Raw genomic sequence first — 22,487 nt, forward strand, 5'->3', positions numbered from 1 at the left:
AAAAAATATTCGGGTGGAGTCAGGTGGCAGCGGTTACGGTGACCCAGTAACGGGTTCGGTAATCAATGTGCAGGCGCAGTGACTGCGCGATCAATGCCAGGACCCGATCGTTGTCGGCGAGCTGGAAGGTGCCGGAAACGCGTCGATCAGCGACCTCTTCGGCGCAGCGCAGGACTCCTGGGCGATAACGCGACAACTCTGCGATGAAGTCACCAAGGCGCATATGGTTCGCACTGATCACACCGTCACCCCAACCCCATAGATCAAGGCCGATGTCCCTGAACGTTCGGGTGTCGCTTGAGGTGAACAGCAGTTGATTTCCTGCCAGGACGTTGCGGCTCGCAGACGCTTGACCGGAACCGGGGAAAACCGTGACTGATCCTTCCTGAGCTGCGACCAGAGTGCCGTCGTCACGCTCGCGGACCAGAAAGCGCGAGCTATGGGCTCGCATGATCCCGTCGCGTGATTGCACCCACAACGGTCGCGCTTGCGGCGAGTATTGATCCGCACCGATATTCACGATGATTTCACCACGGCGCAGGATGATCAGGCGCCGCTGGGCGTCGAAATCGCTGTCGACGGCGCTATCGCTATTGAGCTGGATAAGGCTGCCATCATCGAGTTCGAAACGTCGTTGCTCGCCGGTGCTGCTGCGCTGCTGTGCAAGCATGGAGGGCAGGGGGGTGTAGTCGCGGCCGAGCCAGGCTGCCGTGCCGACGGTCGCCAATACGCCCAGTAGCTTCAGGCTTTCCCGCCGGCGCATTCCCTGCTGGGCGCCCTTAAGGGTTTGTCGAGCCAGCTGAGCTGGTACGCCTTCAAATTCATCGCCAAGCGTTTCCACACGCTGCCACGCCAATCCATGCTCCGGGCGCTGCTGCAGCCAGTGCTCGAACGTGCGCTGTGTCTGTTCATCGGCTTGATTGAAGCGAAGGCGCACCAGCCATTGGATCGCCTGCTCGACAATGGCCGGATCCAGCGCCTCGGGCTCAGGCCTCGACATAACGCAAGCGATAGCAGTGTTGCAGGGCCGTGGCCAGATCGCGCTCCACCGTCGCGCGGGAAACACCGAGCTTTTCGGCGATTTGTGCGCAGGTCAGACCGTCGAGTCGGGCAAATAAAAACGCCTGGCGAACTCTTGGTTTAAGCGAGTCGAGCAGACGGTCTATGCGCTCGAGGGCATCAAGAATCATCAACCGGCTTTCTTCCGAGGGAACCTCGTGTTGCGGCAGCAAGGTGATGCTTTCCAGGTAGGCACGTTCGAGTTCGCGACGACGATACTGATCAATCATCAGACCGCGGGCAATGCTGCTCAAATAAGCACGTGGCTCGCGCAGGGCGCCGGACTGATGACGGTGTTTGAGCACACGCACAAAGGTGTCCTGCGCCAGATCTGCGGCGTTGTCGCGACAGCCAATGCGACGGACCAGCCAGCCCTGTAACCACGAGAAGTGGGTGCGATAGAGCAGCCCTGGATCTGCAGTACCTAGTGTTTCGTCGCTACGCATCGGCATCCCGGGACATACATGATTGATAATGAATCGCATTCTACTCAGGCGATGGGCGTCAAGCAAATACGCGTATGAAGCGGTTAATGCAATAAGCCACGCATAAGAGGGGCTTATTAAAAAAGGGATGTCAGATATTCTTTAAATACTGCAGTTTGTTCGCCAAGTGATGGATCGAGCGTTCTTTGAACACGGTTCATGAATAATCGCACCACGGTTTGCGACTTTTTCTTTAGCGCCAACGATTTCAGGATGTAGGCAACTACAACAAGGAGTCACCTCATGTTTGCCGGATTCCTCAAAGACCAGCGTCATGTCAACGGTGTGGACATTGCCTATCGCATTGGCGGGAGCGGGCCGGGCCTGCTGTTGCTGCACGGTCACCCTCAGACCCATGTCATTTGGCACAAGGTCGCCGAACAACTGGCCGAGCATTTCACCGTGATTGCCGCCGACCTGCGCGGTTATGGTGATAGCGGTAAGCCTCTAGCCAACGAAAATCACACCAACTACTCCAAACGCGAAATGGCCAAGGACGGTGTCGAGCTGATGAATTCCTTGGGCTTCGAACGCTTCTCTCTGCTGGCCCACGACCGTGGCGCCCGCGTTGCCCATCGCCTGGCGTTGGATCATCCCGCTGCAGTGCAACGCATGGTGCTGCTCGACATCGCGCCAACCTTGTCGATGTACGCCCAAACCAACGAAGCGTTTGCCCGCGCGTACTGGCACTGGTTTTTCCTGATTCGCCCGGCACCATTGCCGGAAACCCTGATCGAAGCCGACCCCGAAGCCTATCTGCGCAGTGTGATGGGCAGTCGTAGTGCGGGGCTCAAACCGTTTACTCACGACGCTTTCGGCGAATACCTGCGCTGCCTGAAACTTCCGGGCGCCGCCCGGGGTATCTGCGAGGACTACCGCGCCAGCGCCAGCATAGATCTTGAGCATGACCGTGCTGACATCCAATCCGGTCGTCACCTGAGTCTTCCATTGCTGGTTTTATGGGGCGCCGAAGGCACGGTCGGTCGTTGCTTCGAACCGCTCAAGGAATGGCAACAGGTCGCCACAGATGTTCGTGGCAAGGCGTTGTCCGCCGGCCATTACCTTGCTGAAGAAGTCCCAGAGGTATTGCTCGCCGAGGCAATGGCTTTCCTGCGTTGACACCCGCCTTTCACTGATATGAACCAGCCTTGCGCCGCAGGACATCATTGGCCTGCGCGCAATAGTCATGCCCGAAACACGCCTGGAGTTAATAACAATGACAATCAGAAAACTGCTGGGAACGCTCTATGTGCAGGTCGTCATAGCAATCGCCATGGGCATCGTTGTCGGCCACTACTGGCCCCAGATTGGCGTCGACTTCAAGCCATTGGGTGACGGATTCATCAAGCTGATCAAGATGATTATCGGCCCGATCACCTGGCTCAGGCGACCAACATCGATTTGAGTCTTGAGCAACAACTGACTTTGCTGGCAGTGGCCATGCTCACCTCCAAGGGTGCGGGCGCAGTGGTCGGTGCGGGTTTCGTCGCGCTGGCCGCGAGTCTGGCGGTAGTGCCTACCGTACCTGTGGCGGCGATGGTGTTGATCCTCGGGGTCGACCGTTTTATGGCGGAATGCCGATCCCTGACCAATATCATCGGGAATGCCGTCGCAGCCCTTGTAGTGGCGGCTTGGGAGGGTGAACTGGATCGCAGCAAGATGGCACCGATCGCCCTCAAGCGCGGCCGTCGTTCACGAGCAGCCGCAGCGGCAGCCAAGCTTTCCACCGAATAAGTCGCCCCTGACGCAGATTCCATTCTGTTGGCTCATGGCGCCAGTACTACGCCGCATTGGATCGCAACACAGTGCCTTGGCGTTGTTCTGCTCAAAATATGACCTCCCCACAAATGGATGTCCTAAAAAAGCACTTACGATTATTCACGCATCGTGCACAACGCCTTCACCTTATCGCTATTGATAGAGAATCTGCGGCAAAAATAAGCTGTTGACATACCGCACCCATATTCATGCTTAGACCGGAAAAGAGCCCATTCAATGAATAAGCCAAGAACGCTCTACCAGAAACACATCGACAGCCACACTGTTTGTGTTCTCGATGATCAGGGCCATGTCCTTTTATACATTGACCGCCAGGTCGCTAATGAATACACAAGTCCACAGGCTTTTAGCGGTATGCGCGAAGCAGGTCGCCAGGTCTGGCGCCCGAGCGCGACTTTGGCGGTGGTAGACCACGTTAACCCGACTGCTCCAGTTCGTATTTCTACAATGCCAGATGCAGGTGGCGCACAGCAGGTCTCTTACTTCGAAGAAAACTGCCGAGACTTCGGAATTGAACTGTTCGATATTCTCGATAAACGTCAGGGTATTGAGCACGTCGTAGCGCCCGAGCAAGGCTTCATACTGCCGGGCATGATCGTCGCAGCCGGTGACAGTCATACCACGACCTATGGTGCATTGGGCGCGTTTGGTTTCGGCATCGGTACCTCCGAAATAGAACACTTGCTGGCATCACAGACACTGGTCTACAAACGCTTGAAGACCATGCGTGTAACGGTGAACGGTTTACTTGCAACCGGCGTCACCTCCAAGGACATCATCATGGCTCTGATCGAAAAGATCGGAGCTTCGGGCGCCACAGGTTACGCAATTGAGTTTGCGGGGCCGACAATCAATGACCTCAGCGTTGAAGCCAGGATGACCATCTGCAACATGGCTGTAGAAGCGGGTGCGAGAGGCGCCTTCATGGCACCGGACGAAAAAGTCTTTGCCTACCTGCAATCCAGGCCCCGCGCACCTCAAGGCGAGATGTGGGAGCAGGCAGTCTCGAAATGGAGAGGACTGCATAGCGACGAAGGTGCTCTGTTTGATTGTGAAGTCACTCTCGATGTTGGTGCGCTGGAACCCATGGTCACCTGGGGGACGAGCCCTGATCAGGCGGCGCCGGTTGGAAGTCGTGTACCAGATCCCGCCAGTCAGACAGACCTCATATTGCGTCAGGGCATGCAACGAGCCTTGGACTACATGGGCCTGGTACCCGGAATGCCGCTAAGCGATGTGATGATCAGCCATGCGTTCATTGGTTCCTGCACCAATGCCAGGATTGAAGACTTGCGTGATGTTGCACGAGTGGTGCGCGGTAAACGAGTCGCTGCCCATGTGCGAGCAATGATCGTCCCGGGATCGACCTTGGTGCGTAGCCAGGCGGAAGAGGAGGGGCTCGCGCAGATTTTCCTGGATGCGGGTTTTGAGTGGCGGCAATCAGGCTGCTCGATGTGCCTGGCCATGAATGATGACGTGCTCGCACCCGGTGACCGGTGTGCATCCAGTACCAATCGCAATTTTGAAGGCCGGCAGGGCGCCGGTGCGCGCACCCATCTGATGAGCCCCGCGATGGTCGCTGCGGCGGCGATTACCGGGCATTTGACTGACGTTCGATCTTTCGCTCTGGAGGCGTGAACATGCAACCTTTCACCACGGTAATCGGCAGTGCAGCACCGTTTTTGGCCTCCAACATCGACACCGACGTCATCATGCCCAAGCAGTTCCTCAAGGGGATCGATCGCAAGGGGCTGGACCAAGGCCTGTTCTTCGATCTGCGATTCCTTGAGTCCGGCGAACCCAATCCAGCTTTCATTCTCAATCAGCCCGCCTGGAACGATGCCGCTTTTCTGGTGGTCGGGCCAAACTTTGGTTGTGGATCAAGCCGCGAGCATGCCGTCTGGGGTTTGAAGCAAGTCGGTATCAGAGCACTCATTGGCACCAGCTTCGCCGGTATTTTTTATGACAACTGCCAGCGAAATGGGGTGCTGGCCATCCAGGTGTCCGAAGCGCAGCTGAAACAAATTGCAGGCGTTATCAGCAACGCAGCAACAGCGAAGATCAACGTGAATCTGCCAGAGCAAACGATCGAATTAGCTGACGGTGCAGTTATTCACTTTGAGATTGATCAACTGCGTAAGCAGTCGCTGTTACTCGGCCTGGATGCCATTGGCACCACGCTTCAGCGTACCGAACAGATTCGCAGCTTTGAAACTCGGTATCTGTCGGAGAATCCCTGGTTGTGAACCAGATGGAAACACCGTGGACGGTAGATCGCATGCTGGGATCTACCGCCAGGGCATCACTCAACCGATAGATGGCGAAAATACTCTTCGAGAAACTCGACACAAACCCTCAATTTTGCCGACTCGCTAAGTCTGGTGGGGTACACAGCCCATACGTTTGCACTTTGAGTGTATTGGTGAAGGACTTGCACCAGTCGTCCTTGTTCCAGCATCGGTTTAACGTCCCACATCGACCGCAACAAGATCCCTCCACCGCTCAATGCCCACTCCAGAACAATCTCACCGTTGTTGGAGGACAAAGGGCCGCTTACGCGCACCGACTCTTCGTGTCCGTCCTTTGTCAGGTTCCAAACGCCGAATGCGTTATTTCGCTCTTTCAGTACCAAGCAATCATGGGCGGTCAGGTCATCTAATGAGTGAGGCATGCCTCGCCGCTCCAGATACTCCGTAGTTGCACACAGCACTCGTCGATTGCTCACAAGTTTTCGGCCCAGGTGCTGACCAGGCAGGTCATCCCCGACACGTATCTCAAGGTCAAACCCTTCGCCGACGATATCGACTACACGGTCAAACACGTCCAGTCGGATATCGAGTTTCGGGTAGGTCTGCGATAGTTTGCAAATCGCTGGTGCTACGTGGTTACGTCCAAAACCGAAGCTGCTGCAAATATGCAGCGACCCTGTAGGTTGATGCCGCGCTTCGGATATTTCACCAAGAAATTCCTGGAGGTCTCCCAGCAGTTTTTCTGCCCATTGCCGGGCTCGTTCGCCGTCGTCGGTCAGCGCAATACGTCTTGTTGTGCGGTGCAGCAGCTTTGTGGCTAGAGTCGACTCAAGTACGGAAATGCGTTTGCTTATGTAGGCAGGTGAATAACCCAACTCTTCAGCGGCATTCGCGAAGCCGTTTTTTCGGATAACAGTCAGGAAGACCTTTAAATCTTCCGGCAACGGAAACTGCTCACGATTCGTGTTCATATACCGAATAAAGCCGCCATTTATCTGTAGTGCGGGAATAATAACAGCGATTCAGGTCATTAGCGTTCTATGGCTCTGAGTCTCTATAAGACGCTTTTGGCCGAGTGCGCTCTAAAGAGATTACAAGGAACTATGCACCCACAAACTCGATGACCGTCTTGCCCTTGCCGCGGCCTTCGGCGACTTGGCGAAATGCCTCGTTGACGTCTTGCGGCGCAAAGTGCTGTTGATCCACGCGGATCGTCAGTTGACCCGCATTGGCCAGCGCAGCGGCCTCGCGCAGGATAGCGCCGTGATGTTCGCGTCCTTTGCCGGTGAGCAGTGGCGCCAGGGTGAAGACGCCCGAGTAGGTGGCACTTTTGAACGATAACGGTGCCAGGCTGTGCTGGCCCCAACCCAGGCAGCTCAGCACGTGCCCGGTATAGGCTTTCACGGCTTTGAATGATGCATCCAGCGTGCTGCCGCCGACGGTGTCGTAGACAATGTCGAACCCTTCTCCGGCGGTGTAGTGCTCGACATAATCCTCAACGCTCTGTGCCTGATAGTCGATCGCCGTGGCCCCCAGCGAGCGTATGAAGTCGAAACTGCCCGCCGAACCGGTGGCGTAGACATCGGCACCGCGAGCCTTGGCCAGTTGCACAGCCACTTGGCCGACCCCACCCGCGCCCCCATGAATCAGGACACGCTGACCAGAGCGGACATTGGCGCGATCGACCAGACCTTCCCACGCGGTGATGAATACCAAAGGCAATGCAGCCGCCTCACGCATGCTGAGGGTGTGTGGCTTGACCGCGATCAGGCGGGAATCCACGGCAATGTACTCGGCCATGGTGCCTTGGGCACCGCCGATCCCGCCGGGCATGCCGAAGACTTCCTGGCCCGCGGTGAACCCCTCGACCGCTTCGCCCGTTTCGACCACCGTACCGGCAAGATCAAGGCCGAGCACCGCCGGCAGCGTTTGGCGGGCGTGAGCCCCTGCGCCGGCGGCAATTTTGCTATCGAGCGGATTGACCCCTGCGGCGTGAACCTTGACCAGGACTTGCCCGTTACCGGGAACAGGGCGGTCGATGTGACGGATGGCCAGCGGGGATTGAGCGGACTCGGCGATGGCGGCAAGCATGGAATGTTTCATGACGGGAACCTGTGTTGGGATGGACGCTTACAGATTGCCGCGCTTTAATCATTCCGATAAGAAACCCAATTTGCATATGACTTATTCCGCAAAGAGAACCAATCGTCGATGGATCTGTTCGACAGCATGCATGTCTTTGTCCGCGTCGTGGAGCGCGGGTCTTTCTCGGCGGTCGCCCGTGAACTGAACATGGGGCAGCCGGCGGTGAGTAAACAAGTGCGCGCGCTGGAGCAGTACCTGGGTGGGCCATTGTTCGCACGCAGCACTCGGCACCTGGCCCTGACCGACCAAGGTCAACGCTTCTACGACCACTGCCAGGAAATTCTCGGCCACGTCGAAACTGCCACGCGAAGCTTCACCAGTGGCCAGGAGCAGATTGCCGGCCCTTTACGAGTCGCCGCCCCGGTCAGCTATGGAAGGTTATGCATCGCACCGCTCATAGGGATTTTCCTGCAACGCCATCCTGATGTGCGGATTGACCTGCGGCTGAGTGACCACAATGAAGACCTGCTCAAGGAAAACATCGATCTGGCGATCCGCATTGGTGTAGTGAAGAGCGAGGGATTGGTGGCACTGCCACTGGGCAATAGCCCACGGCGTGTCTATGCGGCGCCCGGTTATCTGGATCTACACGGCGTGCCACGTGAGCCCAGCGAACTGTCAGGACACAACTGCATCGGCTTCACGTTGCTGGAGCATTACGACCGTTGGCACTTTACGCACCTCGGCCAAGCGTTCGATGTAGGTATCCAGGGCAACGTCACCAGCAACAGCAGCGAGGCCATCCGCGAAATGGTGCTCTCCGGGCTGGGTATTTCCCTCTCACCGCAATGGCTGTTCACAGCTGACGTCGAGCAGGGCAGGGTGAGTACCGTACTCGACAACTATCAGACCAGCGCGCTGCCTGTCAGCGCCGTACTCAGCCGCGAGCGACGACGTTCAGCGCGGACGATGGCGTTCGTCGATTTTCTACGCGAGCAATTGTTGTAGCAGCGCCTTGTGATACGCCGTCCGCTGCTTTCTTCTCCGGGACCCTGAAACTATCTGATGACAGTCCCAAGTCGATTACTGGCGTATTTTTCCATCTACCAGACATTTGATACGGCCGAGTATTGGCACGGCAGCACGTGCCGGGGAGATCAGCTCATGAGCGTACGCCTGTGGCCTGCTGCAACCGCCGCACCGCGTCCCGGGCCTGGGCGCCGAGTTCGGCCAGGTCGAAGTCAGGCAACTGGTCGTCGTGTACGGTCAACCGGCCACCGACCAGCAAGGCGCGTAACGTCGGGCGTCCTCCGCCCACCACCGGCCCGATCGCCGGGTCATGCAGGCCGAAGTATCGCGGCTGGTCCAGGCGATAGATCGCCAGGTCGGCCGCCATGCCCACTTGCACGCTGCCCACGGCGTCCAGCCCCAGCACCCGAGCCCCGCCAGACGTACCCCAGCGCACCACGTCTTCCACCGTGGCGGCGCTGGCACCGCCTTCCTCGTCACCGCCGGCATAACGCGGGCGGGCCCGTTCGCCAAGTCTGGCCCGTTGCATCAGCCAGGCGGCGTGGGTTTCGCTGATCATGTCGCAGGCCTCGTTGGAGGCGGCGCCATCCACGCCAATCGACACCGGCATTCCCGCAGCTTCCATGGCCACCACATCGGCAATGCCACTGCCCAGGCGGCCATTGCTTTGCGGGCAATGGGCAATGCCCGTACCGCTGGCCCCGAGCATGCGGATTTCCTCGGCGTCGAGTTTCACCAGATGCGCGAACCACACGTCCGGCCCCAGCCACTCGTGCTCGGCACAGAACGCCACTGGCGACATGCCGTGGCGTTGCTGCACCTCATTTTGATATTCGACGGTTTCGCTCAGATGGCTGTGCAGGCGAATGCCCAGTCGCCGGGCGACCCGGGCGGTTTCGCGCAGGTGTTCGGCAGGCATGGAGTAGGGCGGGCTGGTGGGCGCCATCACCACCCGCCGCCAGGCATCGGCGGCCGGGTCGTGGTAGCGCCGCACCAGACGCTCGACGTCGTCCAGGTATTGCTCCAGGGTCTCCGGCCCGGCCATGGACTTGCCTTCGGCTTGTCGTGCTTGCGTGGCGCCGCCACGGCAGAGGACAAACCGCAGCCCCAGCCGTTCGGCTTCCTCGAACAGCACCTCGGCACTGTCAAAGTCCATGCCCGGCAAGTACAGGTAATGATGGTCTGCGACGGTGGCGCAGCCGGATCGTGCCAATTCGACCAGGCCAATGCGCGCGGCGAGGCGAAAGCTTTGCTCGTCAAACGCGCCGCGATAGCGATAGGGCACGGCACCCAGCCAGGCTCCCAGGCTCTGGTCGATACCTGCGGGAATGCCTTTGAGCAGCGACTGAAACAGGTGATGGTGGGTATTGACCCACGCCGGGTAGACCACGCAATCGGTGGCATCCAGCACTCGCTCGCCGGGCTGGGGTTGCAGGGCGCCGATGGCGCTGATGCGGCCGTCGACGATACGGATATCAGGCCCGGCGTGGCGCGCCGCCGCGCCGGACAAACCGGTGAGGATGGCGCTGGCGTTACGTACCAGCCAGCTATTTTGAATCTTCATGTGAGGCTCCATACGCCGCACCTGCGGCGGATTCAAAGGGTCAGCCGAGTTCGCTTTCGTGCCAGTTGCGCAGGCTCAACCGGGCCAGCACGGCCATCAGGCTGAATAACGCGACACCGGTCAAGGCGATCAGCAGCAGGGCAGCGAACAGCCTTGGAATATTCAGTTGAAAGCCGGCCTGGAGGATCTGATACGCCAGCCCTGCACCGGTGCCCCCGGTGCCGGCAACGAACTCCGCCACCACCGCGCCGATCAACGCCAGCCCGCTGGCAATGCGCAGCCCGGCAAAAAAACACGGCAGGGCGCTGGGAATGCGCAGGCGCAACAGCACCTGCCAGCGGCTGGCGCGGTTCAGGCGGAACAGATTGAGCAGGCCGGGGTTGACGCTGCGCAAGCCGAGTACGGTGTTGGCGATGATCGGAAAAATCGCCACCAGGGTCGCGCAAATAATCAACGCCAGCGTGGTGTTGCTGCACCAGATGATGATCAGCGGTGCCACGGCCACCACCGGCGTCACCTGCAACAGGATGGCGTAGGGAAACAGGCTGGCTTCCAGCACGCGGCTCTGCACAAACACAAAGGCCGCCAGGGTGCCGATAAGCACCGCCAGCGCAAAGGAAAAAAAAGTGATCTTCAAGGTCATCCACAATGCACCGAACAGCATCGGGCCATCGCTGATCAGGGTACGGCCGATATCGACCGGGGAGGGCACCAGATACACCGGCACCTTCCAGGCCACACATGCCAATTGCCACAGACCCAGCAATACCGTGCCGAGCAGCAGCGGCGAGACGATGCGCAACACCGTGGGGTGACGTAACCAGGGAGTAAAGGACGGGCTCATGAGCGGGCTCTCAATAAAGTCAGCAAGAATCGCCATTGGCCTCGGCCAGCAGCCGGGACAGGCGTGCGCACTGCGCGATAAAGGCCGGGGAGGTGCGGTAGGCCTCGTCTCGTTCCAACGGGCCGTCGATTTCGATGTCGGCGATTACTCGGCCCGGGCGCGCACCCATCACCACCACCCGCGATGACAGGTAGACGGCCTCGAAAATGCTGTGAGTGACGAACACCACGGTCAGGTCGCGGCTAGCCCACAGCTGACGCAGGTCGCTGTCGAGCTTGTTGCGGGTGAACTCATCCAGGGCGCCGAAGGGCTCGTCCATCAGCAGCAGATTGGGCTCGGTGGCCAAGGCCCGGGCGATGGACGCGCGCATTTGCATGCCGCCGGACAGTTCCCGCGGGTACACCTGGCTGAAGCGGTCCAAGCCGACAAGGGCAAGGGCGGCGTCGACCTTTGGTTGGCTATGGGCTTTGGGCACATTGGCCAGATCCAGCGGCAGGCGCACGTTGTCGCTGACCTTCGCCCAAGGCATGAGGGTCGCCTCCTGGAACACCATCGCCAGGCTTTGCCCTTGGGTCGGGCTGGCCGGGCTGTCCTTGCCCCACCAGCGCACGTGGCCGGCGGAGGGCTTTTCGAGGCCGGCGAACATTTTCAGCAGGGTGCTCTTGCCGCAGCCCGAAGGGCCGAGCAATGAAACGAACTCGCCGCGCTGAATGGCCAGCTTCACCCGGCTCAAGGCCTGGGTACCGTTGCTGTAGGTTTTTTCCACCTGATTGGCGAACAGCGGTGTTTGCACGCCGACGCTGTCGCCCCGTGGCAACGCCTGTGGCAGGGCGTTGGCCCCAGTTATGGTTTGCATCAACATAGCGCTCTCCCCTTGGGTCATGAGCGTCCGGTAAAGCCCCGGCACACCGGGGCGCTGACTTCAATGGCTGAGGAACACTTCACTTTCACCGTGGGCTTCGAGCAGGCCCAGCAGTTGCCGGCGAATCACCAGGCCAGGCTTGTCCGACGGCATGTGCAGTTCCACTCGCCGGCGAGTATCGACACAGGCGTCGTAATCGGTGGCTTCGAGGATGTCGCGGTCTTCGGCGGTGATCGCTGCGTCCCAGTCGATCAGTTCCTGGGTCGAGCATTGCTCTTCGCTGTCATTGCGATACAACCACTGGACCAGCATCAGGCGCCCGTCTTCCATGGGTGTCGCGCAGTTGTAGATGATGTGGTGGATGCCGCTGTCCGGGTACATGCAGCCAAAGCGCCGGGAGAACGGCAGGTAATAGCGGTTGATCAGGTGGCGCTGGGTAATCGGCTCGCGGGTGCCGGTGATGCGATAGCTTTCCTCAGGATTGCGGATCGGCACCCGGGTCTCCGCCTCGAAGCCATAGTCGGTTTCGCGAAACTCGTAGCCGGCCGGCGCGGGCTGGTCGAAAAGGCCGAAGTTGGCTTTGTGGACGAAGGAAAAATGCGAGTTGTCAAAGGAGTTTTCCATGACCCGCAGCGGGCTGGTTTTCCACTCTTCATAAAACTGGAAGATGCGCCGGTAGCCCGGGGCGCCATCCTCGGGAAACTCAGGGATTGGTTGCAGAGGATCGTCGAGGGCAACCCAGGCGTAGCCGTATTTTTCCTGGCAGTGAAAGGCCTGGACCGAGGCGCCCGGCGGAATCATGCCAGCGGGGTTTTGCGGGATCTTCACGCAGGTGCCGGTGCAGTCGTATTCCCAGCCGTGATAGCCGCAGGCGATGTTGCCGTCCTCGCTGACAAAGCCTTTCGAGAGCTTGGCGGTGCGGTGGCAGCAACGGTCGCGCATGGCCACCGGGGTGCCGTCGGGGCGCTTCCACAGCACCAGCGCCTCACCGAGTAAAGTGAAGGGCTGCGGGCCGGCATCCAGCGAGGTCATGGGCAGCAGGGCATACCAGAAGCGGCGCAATACAGGTTGTTTGGTAACCAACATAACAAGTGTCCTCACGGTAATCGTTCAGCCGGCTCTTGGGCTCGGGCTCTGGGTTCAGCAGTCTTGCAATCAGGCTCAGCGGCAGGCGGACTGTTCGGCGCCAGGCAGTACCTTCAAGTCCTCGACGAAGCGCGTGGTGTAGGCCTTCTGCCAAGGCGCATCGGCACCGAGCAGGCCGGCGTCGACCATGAAATTGCGCGTGGCCTGCCAGCGCGCATCGCTCATCACGCCGATGCCTTGGGTGGCGGCATCACCACCGGTGACCAGGCGATATTGCTTGAGCGTCGACAAGCCCCAGGCGAGCAATTCATCGCTCATGTTCGGGTTGTCGGCCTTGATCAGGTGGTTGGCGCTCGGGTTGTCGAGATAGCGCTTCCAGCCCTCCATGGACGCGCGAACGAAGCGCTGGACCCGATCCGGATGTTGATCGATCACATCCTGGCGCGTGGCCAGGGTCGAGCCGTAGGGCGGGTAACCGGCGTCGGCAAACAGGAAGAAGTTGGCTTTTTCCCCGGCCTTCAACGCCTGGAACAATTCAGAGCTGGCATAGGCCTGCTGCGTGGTGTTGGCGTTCGCGAGGAAGGGTTGCAGGTTGAAGGTGTAGGGGCGGGCCTGGCTGTCCTTGAGCTGGTATTTTCCCTTGAGCCAAGGCCACCACGTTTGCTGGCCGGAGGTGGAAACCAGCACCTGCTTGTTCTGCAAGGCATCCAGGCCGCTCACATCGGCATGGGTCAGCAGACCCTGAGGATCACCTTGAAAGGGCGCGGCCACGGCCACTACCGGCAGGCCTTGCTCCACACTTTTGAGAATCTGCAAGTCGTAGTTGACGATGAAATCGGCCTGCTTGTTGAGCAGCAGCTGCATGCCATTGACCTGCGGCCCACCCATGCGGATGGTCACGTCCAGGCCTTCTTTTTCATACAGTCCATCCGCCAGGGCCTGGTAGAAACCGCCCTGTTCAGCTTGGGCATACCAGGAAGTAAGCAGCACCACCTTGTCATTGGCCAACGCCAGTGGAGACGCGATCAGGGCGGCGGGCACAAGCGCCATGGCCAGTAGCGAGCGAAGCGGTTGACCCAAGGCAAAGCGAATTTTCATGATGTGTTCTCCACAACGATTCGAAAACCGCCGCGCGCCAATCGGCACGCCAGCGAGGGACCGATTGGAGAGAACAAGGGAGGAGAGGGGCGTATATGCGTAGTTACACGGCTGACACTTCTCTCTTGCCCGGGGCGCTGGCGCCGCGTTCAAGCATCCAATCGGACGTACGCCCACAGGGAGGGGCGCAAGAGCAATGCCCGGTGCCATTGCTGGCACTGACCGCTTCTACTCGAAAGCAGTCATAGCCAAAAGTGTGCCAAGCCGTCGCAGGCCCGCCTTCACGGGATCCGGCGGGCGAGGCAATCAGCAGGAGGTGTGCAGACGAATCGCAACGGTGCGAATCCAAGTAAGCGCGCCTCAATCTGGTGCGCAACCGATGGCTGAAAAGTATTCAGTTTTACGCGCGGATTGTGCTGAATGAGGGTTGAGGATTGTATTCGCTCAGTTGGCACAACCCCTGCTTAGTCCGGAATCGAGTAGAAGCGGTCAGCACAGAGGGCTCTCAACAGAACCCGAGGTGCAGGGCATTGCTCTGGCGGCATTACGCCGCGCACCCGGCAAGGGTCGCCCCTCGTTAATTTGAGGGCCAGAGCAGCTGCTTGATCCGCAGCTCGGGCATGCCTTGCCGGTGATATCCGCCAATCACCTGACAAGGGCAGCCCATGAACGCATCGCGTACTCCATTACTTGCACCTTCACTGCTGCGTCGCAGCCTGGCGCCGCTGTTAGCTCTGGCCAGCGCCGGCGCCGAAGCTGGCCCTCTGTTGTGGAACGACAACAGCTTGAGCTACCTCTACGGCGAGCATTTCAAAGTCGACGGCACTGGCGACGATACTCAGCAAACGCTGAGCTTCGAACACGCCAGCGGCTGGACGTGGGGCGATATCTTCATGTTCGTCGACAACAAATGGTCCAGCGGACTCTCGGGTGCCGACGGCCATTCCTACTACGGTGAATTCTCCCCACGGCTGTCACTGGGCAAAATCAGTGACCGCTCCCTGAGCTATGGCATCGTCAAGGACGTCCTGATCGCCGCCACCTACGAGCGCGGTGAAAACCGCAATCGCAAATACCTGCTGGGTCCCGCTGTCGACCTCGTGCTTCCAGGCTTCGATCGCTTTTCCCTTAATACCTACTACCGCAAACCCGACGGCATCACCGGTAAGGCCTCAGGTCAATGGCAGATCAACCCGACCTGGTCCATGACCCTCCCGGTGGGTCGCTCCGATATTCTTTTCGACGGTTATCTGGAGTGGTACGTCAACGACGTCGGCGACAAAGGCACCTCCAACTATGTGGCCAGGAGCTTTCACTTCAACCCACAAGTCAAATACGACGTGGGCAAGGCGCTGGGGCAACAGCAAAAACGTTTTTATGCGGGACTTGAGTGGGATTACTGGTCGAATAAATACGGGATTGAAGACACGAGCGGATTCCCTACCGACCAGAACGCGTTGAGTCTCTTGCTCAAGGTGCATTTTTGACGGGAGCCGATCGCCCATTGCAGAAAGCGGCCTTGACGCACCACCTCGGCAAACTGGCGAAATCGGTGAGGTTCATCGCCGCTACCCCCTGCGCTGCCAGCGCCTCAATCAGTTCTTGGGTAGTCACGATTGAATGAGCGAAAGTCGGCCCGTTCAACTCGTGGGCAGCGTGCATCATTTCCGCGCGGAAAGCGGCGGTCGCATCGCGCACCAGCGTGACGTGGTAGCCCAATTCCGAGGCGTAGCGGGCGGTCGCTTCGATGCAGGTGTTTGCGAGCAGGCCGACGATGATGACGTGGGTGATGCCTTTCTGCTTCAGGCGAAAATCAAGGTCGGTATTGGCAAAGCCGCTGGAGCCCCAATGTTCCTGCACGACAATGTCGCCGTCCTTCGGCGCAAAATCGGGATGCCATTCGCCGCCCCATTCACCGCGTGCGAAGTGGTGCATGTGCATGATTTTGCACTGGGTCGGTGTTGGATGATCCCAGCCTTCGTAGTCGCCATGTTCCCAACGGTGGTGCGGCACGATGACCACCGGAATGTTCTGCGCCCGTACGGCGCGATCAAGGACTCGGAGGTTGTCGAGCAGCCCGACCTGTTCGGCAATCGGCTTGATCAAGGGGAAGACCTTGCCGTTTTCCGAGAGAAAATCGTTGTACGGATCGACCAGCAGATAAGCGGTGCGGTTCAGCGGATAAGCGGTATTCGACATGACGATGTACTCCGCAAAAGTTGAGTGACCGATGCGGTGGGCCTGCCCGAAGCATCGCATTAGAAAGTCACTTGGTCAGGCTGTGGCGGACTCTCGTGCCACTTGCCTGAGGATTTGTTCGTACTCCTTGACTGATAGCGATCCAGACACCAACTGACGACCGTTCAACACCATGGCCGGGACCGAGTTGATCCCGCGTTCAAGGTAGAAACCTTCAAGTTCACGGACCTCGAGAGCGAACGCCTCGCTAGTCAAAATTTCGCGAGCGCGGGTGGTTGAAAGTCCCGCTTCACCGGCCAGGCGCACCAGTGTTTCGTGGTCGCTGGGGTTCTCCCCATTGGTGAAATAAGCCTCGATCAGGATTTTCTTCAGCGCGACCTGGCGGCCTTCCTGCACGGCCCAGAGCAGAAGTCGATGGGCATCGAAGGTGTTGTAGAAATGGCTGCGCTTTTCCAGGTCGAATTGAAAACCGATGGCTTTGCCGCGCGCGACGATCATTTCATTGCGCGAGGCGACTTCTTCGGCGCTGCGCCCGTATTTGCGCATCATGTGCTTGATGGCGTGCTCGCCCTCGGCCGGCATGTCCGGGTTCAGTTCGAAGGGCTTGAAGGTCAGTTCTACGCCAACCTCGCCGGCAACGTTCGCGATGGCTTGTTCCAGCGCTGTGGCGCCGAGTGCGCACCAGGGGCACACCACATCCGACACAAAGTCGATACTGACGGGGAAGGTCATTTCTTCGACTCCGTCAGTTGTTGGCGGTACTCGGTGGTGGTAATTCCGGCATAGCCCCAGTTATCGGTGTCGACCTCTTCAATAACGATATGGGTGAGGTGCGGGTCCTTGTTGAGGACGGTTTGCATGGTTTTGGTGATCTCGGCGATGACTTGAGATTTCTGTTCTTTGGTAACGCCGTCGCGAGTGATACGAACGCTGATGAAAGGCATGGGATAAGTCTCCAGTAGGCGCCCCATCGACATGATGAGGAGAGCAGTGGGATGGACTTTAGAGTGTTGCGTTCAGGGGATAAATCAGGGGCGGAGAACATCACTTATAACGCGGTGTAATCAATACAACTGGGGGCTTTGCAGAAGGTAAATCGCCCTCCCTGGCTGCAGGCGCGGGGAGGGCGAATGCTACGGCGGAAGGAATCAGTTCTGCGCTTTGCTCATGCGGGTAAATAGCTCGGTTGGGACTTTCTTGCCGTTGGAAATGTACTGGTTGGTTCTGAACTTGTAGACCTCACCTTCCGAAAGAAAACCATCGTGGTTGGTGTCCATCGCTTTGAATTCTTCACCGCCCTGAGGTGCTACAGCCAGCAGTTCTTTAAGAGAGACGAGGCCATCATGGTCGGTGTCTGTGCGAGCGAAAGAGTCGTCGCCACATTTGCCTTCACCGCACTTGCCTTCGGCAGTAGCGGACTTGTCGCTGGCTTCGCTGGCCCCGCATTTGCCTTCGCCACATTTGCCCTCGCCACACTTGCCTTCGCCGGTTTTATCTGCCGATGCCAGTTGGTAGCCTTGGGGCAATGGCTCTACAGCGAATGCCGCAGACGATGCCAGGCTCATGCCACCGGCTAAAGCAATTGCGGCCAGGCCAAGACTGGTTTTGTTCGACATTGGTTTACGGTACATAGTGCTTCTCCAGATGCTTTGCGCGGCGAGGCCGCGGTTCATGCCACAGGGCGGATAGACCCTCAAGGAAGCTCGAGGCGAAGGGCGCAAGCGTCGCCACTTCGACAGAGCGTCCTAGTTCGGGTAGGCCTATTGAGCGGGAGTCATGTATCGGCGATGTATCGGCGAGAGGAGCATTTGTAAGCCAATCCCAAGACTTCGCGTTTGGGTACATAGAGATACAAAAACCGACCTCAGCCTTTGCTCGTCAGTCAGGACAACAGCTTTAAAACGGGGGGCGCGGCTATGCCCACGGCGGCTTGCGCATGCAGCTTGCGCAGCAGCACCAGTGCGTCAGCGACGAAGCCGGTCACGTCTGTTGCACCAGCCTCCGCAGCCAAAGCGTGCAACTGCGCTCGACCATCCATGTCAGGGAACTGCTCGATCCGCTGCAACAAACGGAACGCGAGAGGGCTGACCTGGGAGAATTGCACTTGGCCACTCGGCACACGGCTGATCAGCAGCAACGTTGGTTGTTCTGGCGGTTCAGAAGGCAGGTGGCCCGGCCCGAGACGATGTACGGCCCAGGTGTAAGCCAGCGGCCAGACGAGCGGGGAAAGCCTGAGGGGACGGTCGAGTAGCTGTTCTGCATCACTGACTTTTAACGGCGCAGCGTCCAACTGGTGCAGCGCCATTTCCACCCACTCGTAATGAGCCAATTCAGGCAAGAACGGGTACCAGGGGTGTTCGTGATCGGGCGAGTCCTCCAGGCTCGCTACGAAGTCTACAAACTCACGAGCAATTTCTCCGAAGCGTGGTGTCTGCGCGCGGTAATCACGCAAAAAACGTCGTACCAGTGCACGCCAACCGGCGTCACCCAGCACGGCCACCAGCACCGGAAACGTTCCACCCAGCAACCCCAACAGATTGTTCAACACCAGGTTGAGATAGACCTGCGCTCTTGCGGGATTCATCTGCGCAGGCGGCGCATAACTGTCCGGGTCACGCAGGTACCGTGTCAGCGCGAGCTGCTGACTGTGCAAACTTGAAGTGGAGTCAGTCATCGACAGTCACCCGCACCAAAGCATTGGCGTCGCGTTGCAAGCGCCTGATGGTGTTCAGCTCAGCCACAAGTTCGTCGTAGGACGGAAAGTTGAAATCGCGCTCCAGCAGGGTTGGTTTCACACCAAAGAGGCCATAAGCCTGGCCCAGCAATGACCAGACTACCGGTTTGACCGACGCACCATGGGTGTCGATGATCAGGTCATCAGCTTCGTCGTAATGGCCAGCCACATGCATGGCGACTACGCGTTCGGGTTCCAGGCCGGCGAGGAAAACCGCTGGATCGAAGCGGTGGTTCACCGAGTTGACGTACACATTGTTGACGTCGAGCAACAGGTCGCAATCGGCCTCGCGGAGCACTGCATTGGTAAAAGTGAGTTCGTCCATGTCCTGATGAGCAGCGGCGTAGTAAGAGACGTTCTCTACAGCAAGACGACGACCGAGAATGTCCTGTGCACGGCGGATGCGCGCAGCAACGTGATGAACGGCCTCCTCAGTGAATGGCAACGGCAGCAGGTCGTATAAATGGCCATCGTCACTGCAGTAACTGAGGTGTTCGCTATAGAACGGCACGTTGAAGCGATCGAGGAACCCGCGTACCTGCTCAAGAAAAGACTCGTCCAGCGGCGCACTGCCACCCAGCGACAGTGACAGGCCATGGCATGACAGCGGGTAGCGTTCAGCCAGCAATCGCAAGGCTTTACCATGAGCGCCACCGATGCCGATCCAGTTCTCTGGAGCAACCTCTAGAAAATCGAAATCCCCGACTGGAGCGTCGCGAAGCGTGTTGAGCAGCGCACGGCGCAACCCGAGCCCTACATTCGCTTCAAGGGTGAGCGGTGGATCTAAATGTGCTGGTGACGAAATGTTCGTTTGCATGAGCTCAATACTCCGATTCGACGTCTGAAACCCCCGATCCACAGCACCTCCACGGTTACCGCTGGCAGCCTGGGGGGTATGAATCGGGTGATTGAAACCCGCCACGATTCTGCTCAAACGAGGTTGATCACCACGTTGATGTTGTTCCGCGTCGCTTTGGAGTACGGGCATGTCTGGTGTGCGGTGTCGATCAGCTCTTGAGCGACGTTGCGATCCAGGCCGGGAAGGAAGACGTTGAGGCGAGCCTGGAGGAAATACGCACCATCGGTTGTGCCTAGATCCACTTCGGCGTCGACGGCAAGGTCAACCGGGAGGGTGACTTTCAGCTTGCTCGCCGCAAGCCCCATCGCGCCGATAAAACAGGCCGACCAACCAGCGGCGAACAACTGCTCTGGGTTGGTACCGGCGCCAGAGGTGCCAGGCGATGACAGTTTTATATCCAGTCGGCCGTCGTCACTGAGAGCGGTGCCATTACGACCACCCGAGGAGGTATGGACTTTGCCGGTGTACAGCACTTTATCAATATGGGTCATGGTGAAACTCCTGATTAACTAGCGGGGGTTGAGAGCGATAACCTCGGTGACGCGATAACACTCAGCGTGCATTCAAACGCTTGAGATACCGACCGATGCATGCATCCAGGCTCAGCTTGCCGGCGCCTGTGAACACCAGTGGTAGAAGTGCTACGAGATAGATCAACGGCAACTTGAAATTGCCGTAGCCTTTGTTGCTGATGGAGTACCCCATAGCCAGTTCGCTCAGCGTCGACCACTCTGCTGGCCAGTGAACTGCGGCAGTTGCCACGACGGTGACCACTATGAGGATCAGTGCCGAAAGACGTGTTCCCAGACCTACAAGCAAAGCGATGGAACAGAGCAGTTCTGCCCACATGGATAACTGCCAATTGAACGTAGCCGGCAGCTGATTGAAGGGAAAAGGAAAGGCCCCTTGAATGCTCGGGAACCAGTTCTCACCGTTCCACTTTTCCCATCCCGCTTCAAAAAACTCCCAGGCCAGAAAAACGCGCAGGCTCAAAGGGGCGATCCAGTCCCCAGCGCGATCGAGATTAAGTTGCAGCCGATTCAAGACCGATAACGCGTTTGTTTGCATTGGTTTAATCCTCCGACTCGTCGTCAAGAAAGTGGAAGCCGTTCAGGTGCTCCCAATGACAGGTGTCAGGCACAGGAGCACTGCGCTGGCCGTGGGCGCAGTTCATCGTGCTGGTGTATCTCGCTTGTGTCTGAGCGGGCGGGAAGATCAATGTTGTGTAACGTGTTTGCGTCCGTACACACTTGGATACAGAGCGATACCTGTCGAAGGCGCTATTTTGGAGTTGGGATATACGATCGGCTGCGTTCTGCCGGTGACTGGCGGGAGGATTTCGCAGGGCGAATGAACGTCGCAGATGAGGGGAGGGGCGAGGGCGTGGAAAGTACTGTTGAATGAGGGGGGCACGCCAGGTGCCCACCTTATCTGTCTGGAACCGCCTAAGGTATCAAGCGCATCTCCCGCAGCCTGTCGAACACGTCGAAAAATGCCTGATCACTCGCCTGATAGGCAGCGAAGCCCATCAGGCGGCTTTTCGACATGTCCGTGACCACTTCGATGGGCCGGCCAAGGTCTGCATCTGTATGCCATGGGGAAATCAGGCGTCCAATGTCGGACTCTTTCAAACCGTGATCGGCGACTATTTGCGTCCATACGGCTTGATCGTCCGCCATCTGCTTTTCTAGAGGCGAGGGTGACGCGGGATAGTCAGCAGCAGGCAGGTCGAAGTATTCGGCAATTCGGCTCCACATCCATTTCCACCGGAATACATCGCCATTGGTGATATTGAATGCCTGATTTGCCGCAGCCGGCGTGGTGGCCGCCCACAGTTGCTGTTTCGCCAACTGCCGCGCATCGGTCATGTCGGTGAGGCTGTCCCACTGCACCCTGGATCCGGGAAACACAAAAGGGCGCTTGGTTTTTTTGCAAATCGAGGCATAGACGGCGAGGGTGGTCGCCATGTTCATCGCATTGCCCACGGCCACCCCGGTGACGGTATGCGGGCGATGCACGCTCCAGGTGAAACCGTCCTTTTCCGCAGCGGCGAAGAGTTCGTCTTCCTGAGCGTAATAGAAATTCTCGACATCGAGGCGACCCTGCTCTTCGCGAAACGGCGTCTGTGGCAGGGTGCCCTTACCATAGGCTTCGAACGGGCCGAGGTAATGTTTAAGGCCGGTAACCAGTGCTACGTGTTTGACGCTTTTGGCTGGGCGAATGGCGGCGAGGACGTTGCGTACCATGGCCGCATTGACGCGAATGTTCTCGGCCTCCGTGGCTTGCCGCGACCATGTGGTAATGAACACATGCGTGGGTTTCACATCCCTCAGCGCCTGTTCCAGAGAAGCAGGATCCTGAAGGTCTGCCGCGACAGGGATCACACCTTGCGTTTGCGATGGATGCCTCGATAGCGCGGCGACCTGCCATTTGTTGTCGATGAGTAACTGAGTGATGGCGCTACCGACGATGCCGCTGGCGCCCACGACTAGAGCTGTCTGGGTCATAGGTTTTCTCCTGGATTCAGGTTTGGGAGTCGGCTGAGCAACAGAGGT

The 22,487-nt window shown here is 58.6% G+C and carries 23 protein-coding genes and 2 pseudogenes; 7 read left to right on the plus strand and 18 right to left on the minus strand.

Annotated features, from left to right (window positions below):
* Positions 1-19: 19 nt before the first annotated feature.
* Both AB4N47_RS09675 and AB4N47_RS09680 read right to left on the minus strand, forming a co-directional pair.
* Positions 20-1,000 carry a DUF4880 domain-containing protein gene (locus AB4N47_RS09675; protein ID WP_341637478.1) on the minus strand — a complete coding sequence of 327 codons (981 nt, stop codon included), beginning with the start codon at positions 998-1,000 and terminating at the stop codon, positions 20-22.
* A complete protein-coding gene (locus tag AB4N47_RS09680; RefSeq protein WP_038862146.1) occupies positions 987-1,505 on the minus strand; it encodes a sigma-70 family RNA polymerase sigma factor in 519 nt (172 codons plus the stop codon). Before AB4N47_RS09680 ends, AB4N47_RS09675 begins: the two co-directional genes overlap by 14 nt.
* Before the next feature lie 282 nt (positions 1,506-1,787).
* On the opposite strand from AB4N47_RS09680, the gene AB4N47_RS09685 reads away from it, so the two are divergent.
* The 5 genes and pseudogenes from AB4N47_RS09685 to leuD all read left to right on the plus strand — a co-directional run bounded on the left by AB4N47_RS09685 (position 1,788) and on the right by leuD (position 5,569).
* Positions 1,788-2,663 (plus strand): alpha/beta fold hydrolase, encoded by an 876-nt coding sequence (locus tag AB4N47_RS09685; RefSeq protein ID WP_341637479.1) that lies wholly within the window; start codon positions 1,788-1,790, stop codon positions 2,661-2,663.
* Positions 2,664-2,760: 97 nt separating this feature from the next.
* Complete coding sequence (locus AB4N47_RS09690) at positions 2,761-2,949, plus strand: cation:dicarboxylate symporter family transporter (protein ID WP_445941185.1); 189 nt, start codon at positions 2,761-2,763, stop codon at positions 2,947-2,949.
* Positions 2,922-3,278 (plus strand): annotated as a pseudogene (locus AB4N47_RS09695) (cation:dicarboxylate symporter family transporter); the annotation flags it as partial. The gene AB4N47_RS09690 and the pseudogene AB4N47_RS09695, both read left to right, overlap by 28 nt.
* Before the next feature lie 261 nt (positions 3,279-3,539).
* Positions 3,540-4,961, plus strand: coding sequence for a 3-isopropylmalate dehydratase large subunit (gene leuC / locus AB4N47_RS09700; RefSeq protein WP_341637480.1), 1,422 nt, complete (start codon positions 3,540-3,542; stop codon positions 4,959-4,961).
* A 2-nt stretch (positions 4,962-4,963) separates the two neighbouring features.
* The gene (gene leuD / locus AB4N47_RS09705; protein WP_348971245.1) at positions 4,964-5,569 is read left to right on the plus strand and encodes a 3-isopropylmalate dehydratase small subunit; all 606 of its coding nucleotides are present in this window, start codon (positions 4,964-4,966) and stop codon (positions 5,567-5,569) included.
* 56 nt (positions 5,570-5,625) lie between these two features.
* Here leuD and AB4N47_RS09710 read toward each other — a convergent pair whose 3' ends face one another.
* Together AB4N47_RS09710 and AB4N47_RS09715 are read right to left on the minus strand one after the other, a co-directional pair.
* Entirely contained in the window at positions 5,626-6,543 is a 918-nt protein-coding gene (locus AB4N47_RS09710; RefSeq protein ID WP_110645311.1) for a LysR substrate-binding domain-containing protein, read from the minus strand.
* 130 nt (positions 6,544-6,673) lie between these two features.
* On the minus strand, positions 6,674-7,675 hold the full coding sequence (locus AB4N47_RS09715; protein ID WP_341637482.1) for a zinc-dependent alcohol dehydrogenase family protein: 1,002 nt from the start codon (positions 7,673-7,675) through the stop codon (positions 6,674-6,676).
* A 108-nt stretch (positions 7,676-7,783) separates the two neighbouring features.
* Between AB4N47_RS09715 and AB4N47_RS09720 the strand changes: the two genes are divergently transcribed.
* Positions 7,784-8,665: a LysR family transcriptional regulator gene (locus tag AB4N47_RS09720; RefSeq protein WP_282382907.1), complete on the plus strand. Its 882-nt coding sequence runs from the start codon at positions 7,784-7,786 to the stop codon at positions 8,663-8,665.
* A 154-nt stretch (positions 8,666-8,819) separates the two neighbouring features.
* Here the strand turns inward: AB4N47_RS09720 and AB4N47_RS09725 are convergent, their stop codons facing one another.
* The 5 genes from AB4N47_RS09725 to AB4N47_RS09745 form a co-directional block, all read right to left on the minus strand.
* Positions 8,820-10,250, minus strand: a complete 1,431-nt coding sequence (locus AB4N47_RS09725) for an amidohydrolase family protein (protein ID WP_341637483.1) — start codon at positions 10,248-10,250, stop codon at positions 8,820-8,822.
* Positions 10,251-10,290: 40 nt separating this feature from the next.
* Positions 10,291-11,094 carry an ABC transporter permease gene (locus tag AB4N47_RS09730; protein ID WP_341637484.1) on the minus strand — a complete coding sequence of 268 codons (804 nt, stop codon included), beginning with the start codon at positions 11,092-11,094 and terminating at the stop codon, positions 10,291-10,293.
* A gap of 19 nt (positions 11,095-11,113) precedes the next feature.
* A complete protein-coding gene (locus tag AB4N47_RS09735) occupies positions 11,114-11,956 on the minus strand; it encodes an ABC transporter ATP-binding protein (protein WP_339099878.1) in 843 nt (280 codons plus the stop codon).
* Positions 11,957-12,016: 60 nt separating this feature from the next.
* Positions 12,017-13,042: an aromatic ring-hydroxylating dioxygenase subunit alpha gene (locus AB4N47_RS09740; protein ID WP_041480351.1), complete on the minus strand. Its 1,026-nt coding sequence runs from the start codon at positions 13,040-13,042 to the stop codon at positions 12,017-12,019.
* Between the two features lie 75 nt (positions 13,043-13,117).
* The gene (locus AB4N47_RS09745; protein ID WP_341637485.1) at positions 13,118-14,140 is read right to left on the minus strand and encodes an ABC transporter substrate-binding protein; all 1,023 of its coding nucleotides are present in this window, start codon (positions 14,138-14,140) and stop codon (positions 13,118-13,120) included.
* A gap of 665 nt (positions 14,141-14,805) precedes the next feature.
* Here AB4N47_RS09745 and AB4N47_RS09750 point away from each other — a divergent pair.
* Complete coding sequence (locus tag AB4N47_RS09750; RefSeq protein WP_341637486.1) at positions 14,806-15,627, plus strand: outer membrane protein OmpK; 822 nt, start codon at positions 14,806-14,808, stop codon at positions 15,625-15,627.
* Positions 15,628-15,712: 85 nt separating this feature from the next.
* Here AB4N47_RS09750 and AB4N47_RS09755 read toward each other — a convergent pair.
* The 9 genes and pseudogenes from AB4N47_RS09755 to AB4N47_RS09795 all read right to left on the minus strand — a co-directional run.
* Positions 15,713-16,339, minus strand: a pseudogene (locus tag AB4N47_RS09755) (cysteine hydrolase family protein); the annotation flags it as partial.
* Between the two features lie 75 nt (positions 16,340-16,414).
* The gene (locus AB4N47_RS09760) at positions 16,415-17,071 is read right to left on the minus strand and encodes a DsbA family oxidoreductase (protein WP_341637488.1); all 657 of its coding nucleotides are present in this window, start codon (positions 17,069-17,071) and stop codon (positions 16,415-16,417) included.
* On the minus strand, positions 17,068-17,283 hold the full coding sequence (locus AB4N47_RS09765) for a tautomerase family protein (protein ID WP_016774741.1): 216 nt from the start codon (positions 17,281-17,283) through the stop codon (positions 17,068-17,070). Before AB4N47_RS09765 ends, AB4N47_RS09760 begins: the two co-directional genes overlap by 4 nt.
* Before the next feature lie 204 nt (positions 17,284-17,487).
* Entirely contained in the window at positions 17,488-17,970 is a 483-nt protein-coding gene (locus AB4N47_RS09770; protein WP_341637489.1) for an HvfA family oxazolone/thioamide-modified RiPP metallophore, read from the minus strand.
* A 251-nt stretch (positions 17,971-18,221) separates the two neighbouring features.
* On the minus strand, positions 18,222-19,013 hold the full coding sequence (locus AB4N47_RS09775) for an HvfC family RiPP maturation protein (RefSeq protein WP_341637490.1): 792 nt from the start codon (positions 19,011-19,013) through the stop codon (positions 18,222-18,224).
* Positions 19,006-19,890: an HvfB family MNIO-type RiPP peptide maturase gene (locus tag AB4N47_RS09780; protein WP_341637491.1), complete on the minus strand. Its 885-nt coding sequence runs from the start codon at positions 19,888-19,890 to the stop codon at positions 19,006-19,008. The genes AB4N47_RS09775 and AB4N47_RS09780 overlap by 8 nt, the downstream gene beginning before the upstream one ends.
* Positions 19,891-20,003: 113 nt before the next feature.
* The gene (locus tag AB4N47_RS09785) at positions 20,004-20,423 is read right to left on the minus strand and encodes an organic hydroperoxide resistance protein (protein ID WP_073476308.1); all 420 of its coding nucleotides are present in this window, start codon (positions 20,421-20,423) and stop codon (positions 20,004-20,006) included.
* A 61-nt stretch (positions 20,424-20,484) separates the two neighbouring features.
* Positions 20,485-21,000, minus strand: a complete 516-nt coding sequence (locus AB4N47_RS09790) for an HvfX family Cu-binding RiPP maturation protein (protein WP_130927265.1) — start codon at positions 20,998-21,000, stop codon at positions 20,485-20,487.
* A gap of 377 nt (positions 21,001-21,377) precedes the next feature.
* Positions 21,378-22,439 (minus strand): SDR family oxidoreductase, encoded by a 1,062-nt coding sequence (locus AB4N47_RS09795; RefSeq protein ID WP_460154475.1) that lies wholly within the window; start codon positions 22,437-22,439, stop codon positions 21,378-21,380.
* Positions 22,440-22,487: the final 48 nt, after the last annotated feature.

The sequence above is a fragment of the Pseudomonas sp. S3_G06 genome, assembly GCF_054667565.1.

Coding starts and splice junctions, on each gene's coding strand:
- AB4N47_RS09675 (WP_341637478.1), bottom strand. CDS start 1,000: ATGTCGAGGCCTGAGCCCGAGGCGCTGGATCCGGCCATTGTCGAGCAG.
- AB4N47_RS09680 (WP_038862146.1), bottom strand. CDS start 1,505: ATGCGTAGCGACGAAACACTAGGTACTGCAGATCCAGGGCTGCTCTAT.
- AB4N47_RS09685 (WP_341637479.1), top strand. CDS start 1,788: ATGTTTGCCGGATTCCTCAAAGACCAGCGTCATGTCAACGGTGTGGAC.
- AB4N47_RS09690 (WP_445941185.1), top strand. CDS start 2,761: ATGACAATCAGAAAACTGCTGGGAACGCTCTATGTGCAGGTCGTCATA.
- leuC (WP_341637480.1), top strand. CDS start 3,540: ATGAATAAGCCAAGAACGCTCTACCAGAAACACATCGACAGCCACACT.
- leuD (WP_348971245.1), top strand. CDS start 4,964: ATGCAACCTTTCACCACGGTAATCGGCAGTGCAGCACCGTTTTTGGCC.
- AB4N47_RS09710 (WP_110645311.1), bottom strand. CDS start 6,543: ATGAACACGAATCGTGAGCAGTTTCCGTTGCCGGAAGATTTAAAGGTC.
- AB4N47_RS09715 (WP_341637482.1), bottom strand. CDS start 7,675: ATGAAACATTCCATGCTTGCCGCCATCGCCGAGTCCGCTCAATCCCCG.
- AB4N47_RS09720 (WP_282382907.1), top strand. CDS start 7,784: ATGGATCTGTTCGACAGCATGCATGTCTTTGTCCGCGTCGTGGAGCGC.
- AB4N47_RS09725 (WP_341637483.1), bottom strand. CDS start 10,250: ATGAAGATTCAAAATAGCTGGCTGGTACGTAACGCCAGCGCCATCCTC.
- AB4N47_RS09730 (WP_341637484.1), bottom strand. CDS start 11,094: ATGAGCCCGTCCTTTACTCCCTGGTTACGTCACCCCACGGTGTTGCGC.
- AB4N47_RS09735 (WP_339099878.1), bottom strand. CDS start 11,956: ATGTTGATGCAAACCATAACTGGGGCCAACGCCCTGCCACAGGCGTTG.
- AB4N47_RS09740 (WP_041480351.1), bottom strand. CDS start 13,042: ATGTTGGTTACCAAACAACCTGTATTGCGCCGCTTCTGGTATGCCCTG.
- AB4N47_RS09745 (WP_341637485.1), bottom strand. CDS start 14,140: ATGAAAATTCGCTTTGCCTTGGGTCAACCGCTTCGCTCGCTACTGGCC.
- AB4N47_RS09750 (WP_341637486.1), top strand. CDS start 14,806: ATGAACGCATCGCGTACTCCATTACTTGCACCTTCACTGCTGCGTCGC.
- AB4N47_RS09760 (WP_341637488.1), bottom strand. CDS start 17,071: ATGACCTTCCCCGTCAGTATCGACTTTGTGTCGGATGTGGTGTGCCCC.
- AB4N47_RS09765 (WP_016774741.1), bottom strand. CDS start 17,283: ATGCCTTTCATCAGCGTTCGTATCACTCGCGACGGCGTTACCAAAGAA.
- AB4N47_RS09770 (WP_341637489.1), bottom strand. CDS start 17,970: ATGTACCGTAAACCAATGTCGAACAAAACCAGTCTTGGCCTGGCCGCA.
- AB4N47_RS09775 (WP_341637490.1), bottom strand. CDS start 19,013: ATGACTGACTCCACTTCAAGTTTGCACAGTCAGCAGCTCGCGCTGACA.
- AB4N47_RS09780 (WP_341637491.1), bottom strand. CDS start 19,890: ATGCAAACGAACATTTCGTCACCAGCACATTTAGATCCACCGCTCACC.
- AB4N47_RS09785 (WP_073476308.1), bottom strand. CDS start 20,423: ATGACCCATATTGATAAAGTGCTGTACACCGGCAAAGTCCATACCTCC.
- AB4N47_RS09790 (WP_130927265.1), bottom strand. CDS start 21,000: ATGCAAACAAACGCGTTATCGGTCTTGAATCGGCTGCAACTTAATCTC.
- AB4N47_RS09795 (WP_460154475.1), bottom strand. CDS start 22,439: ATGACCCAGACAGCTCTAGTCGTGGGCGCCAGCGGCATCGTCGGTAGC.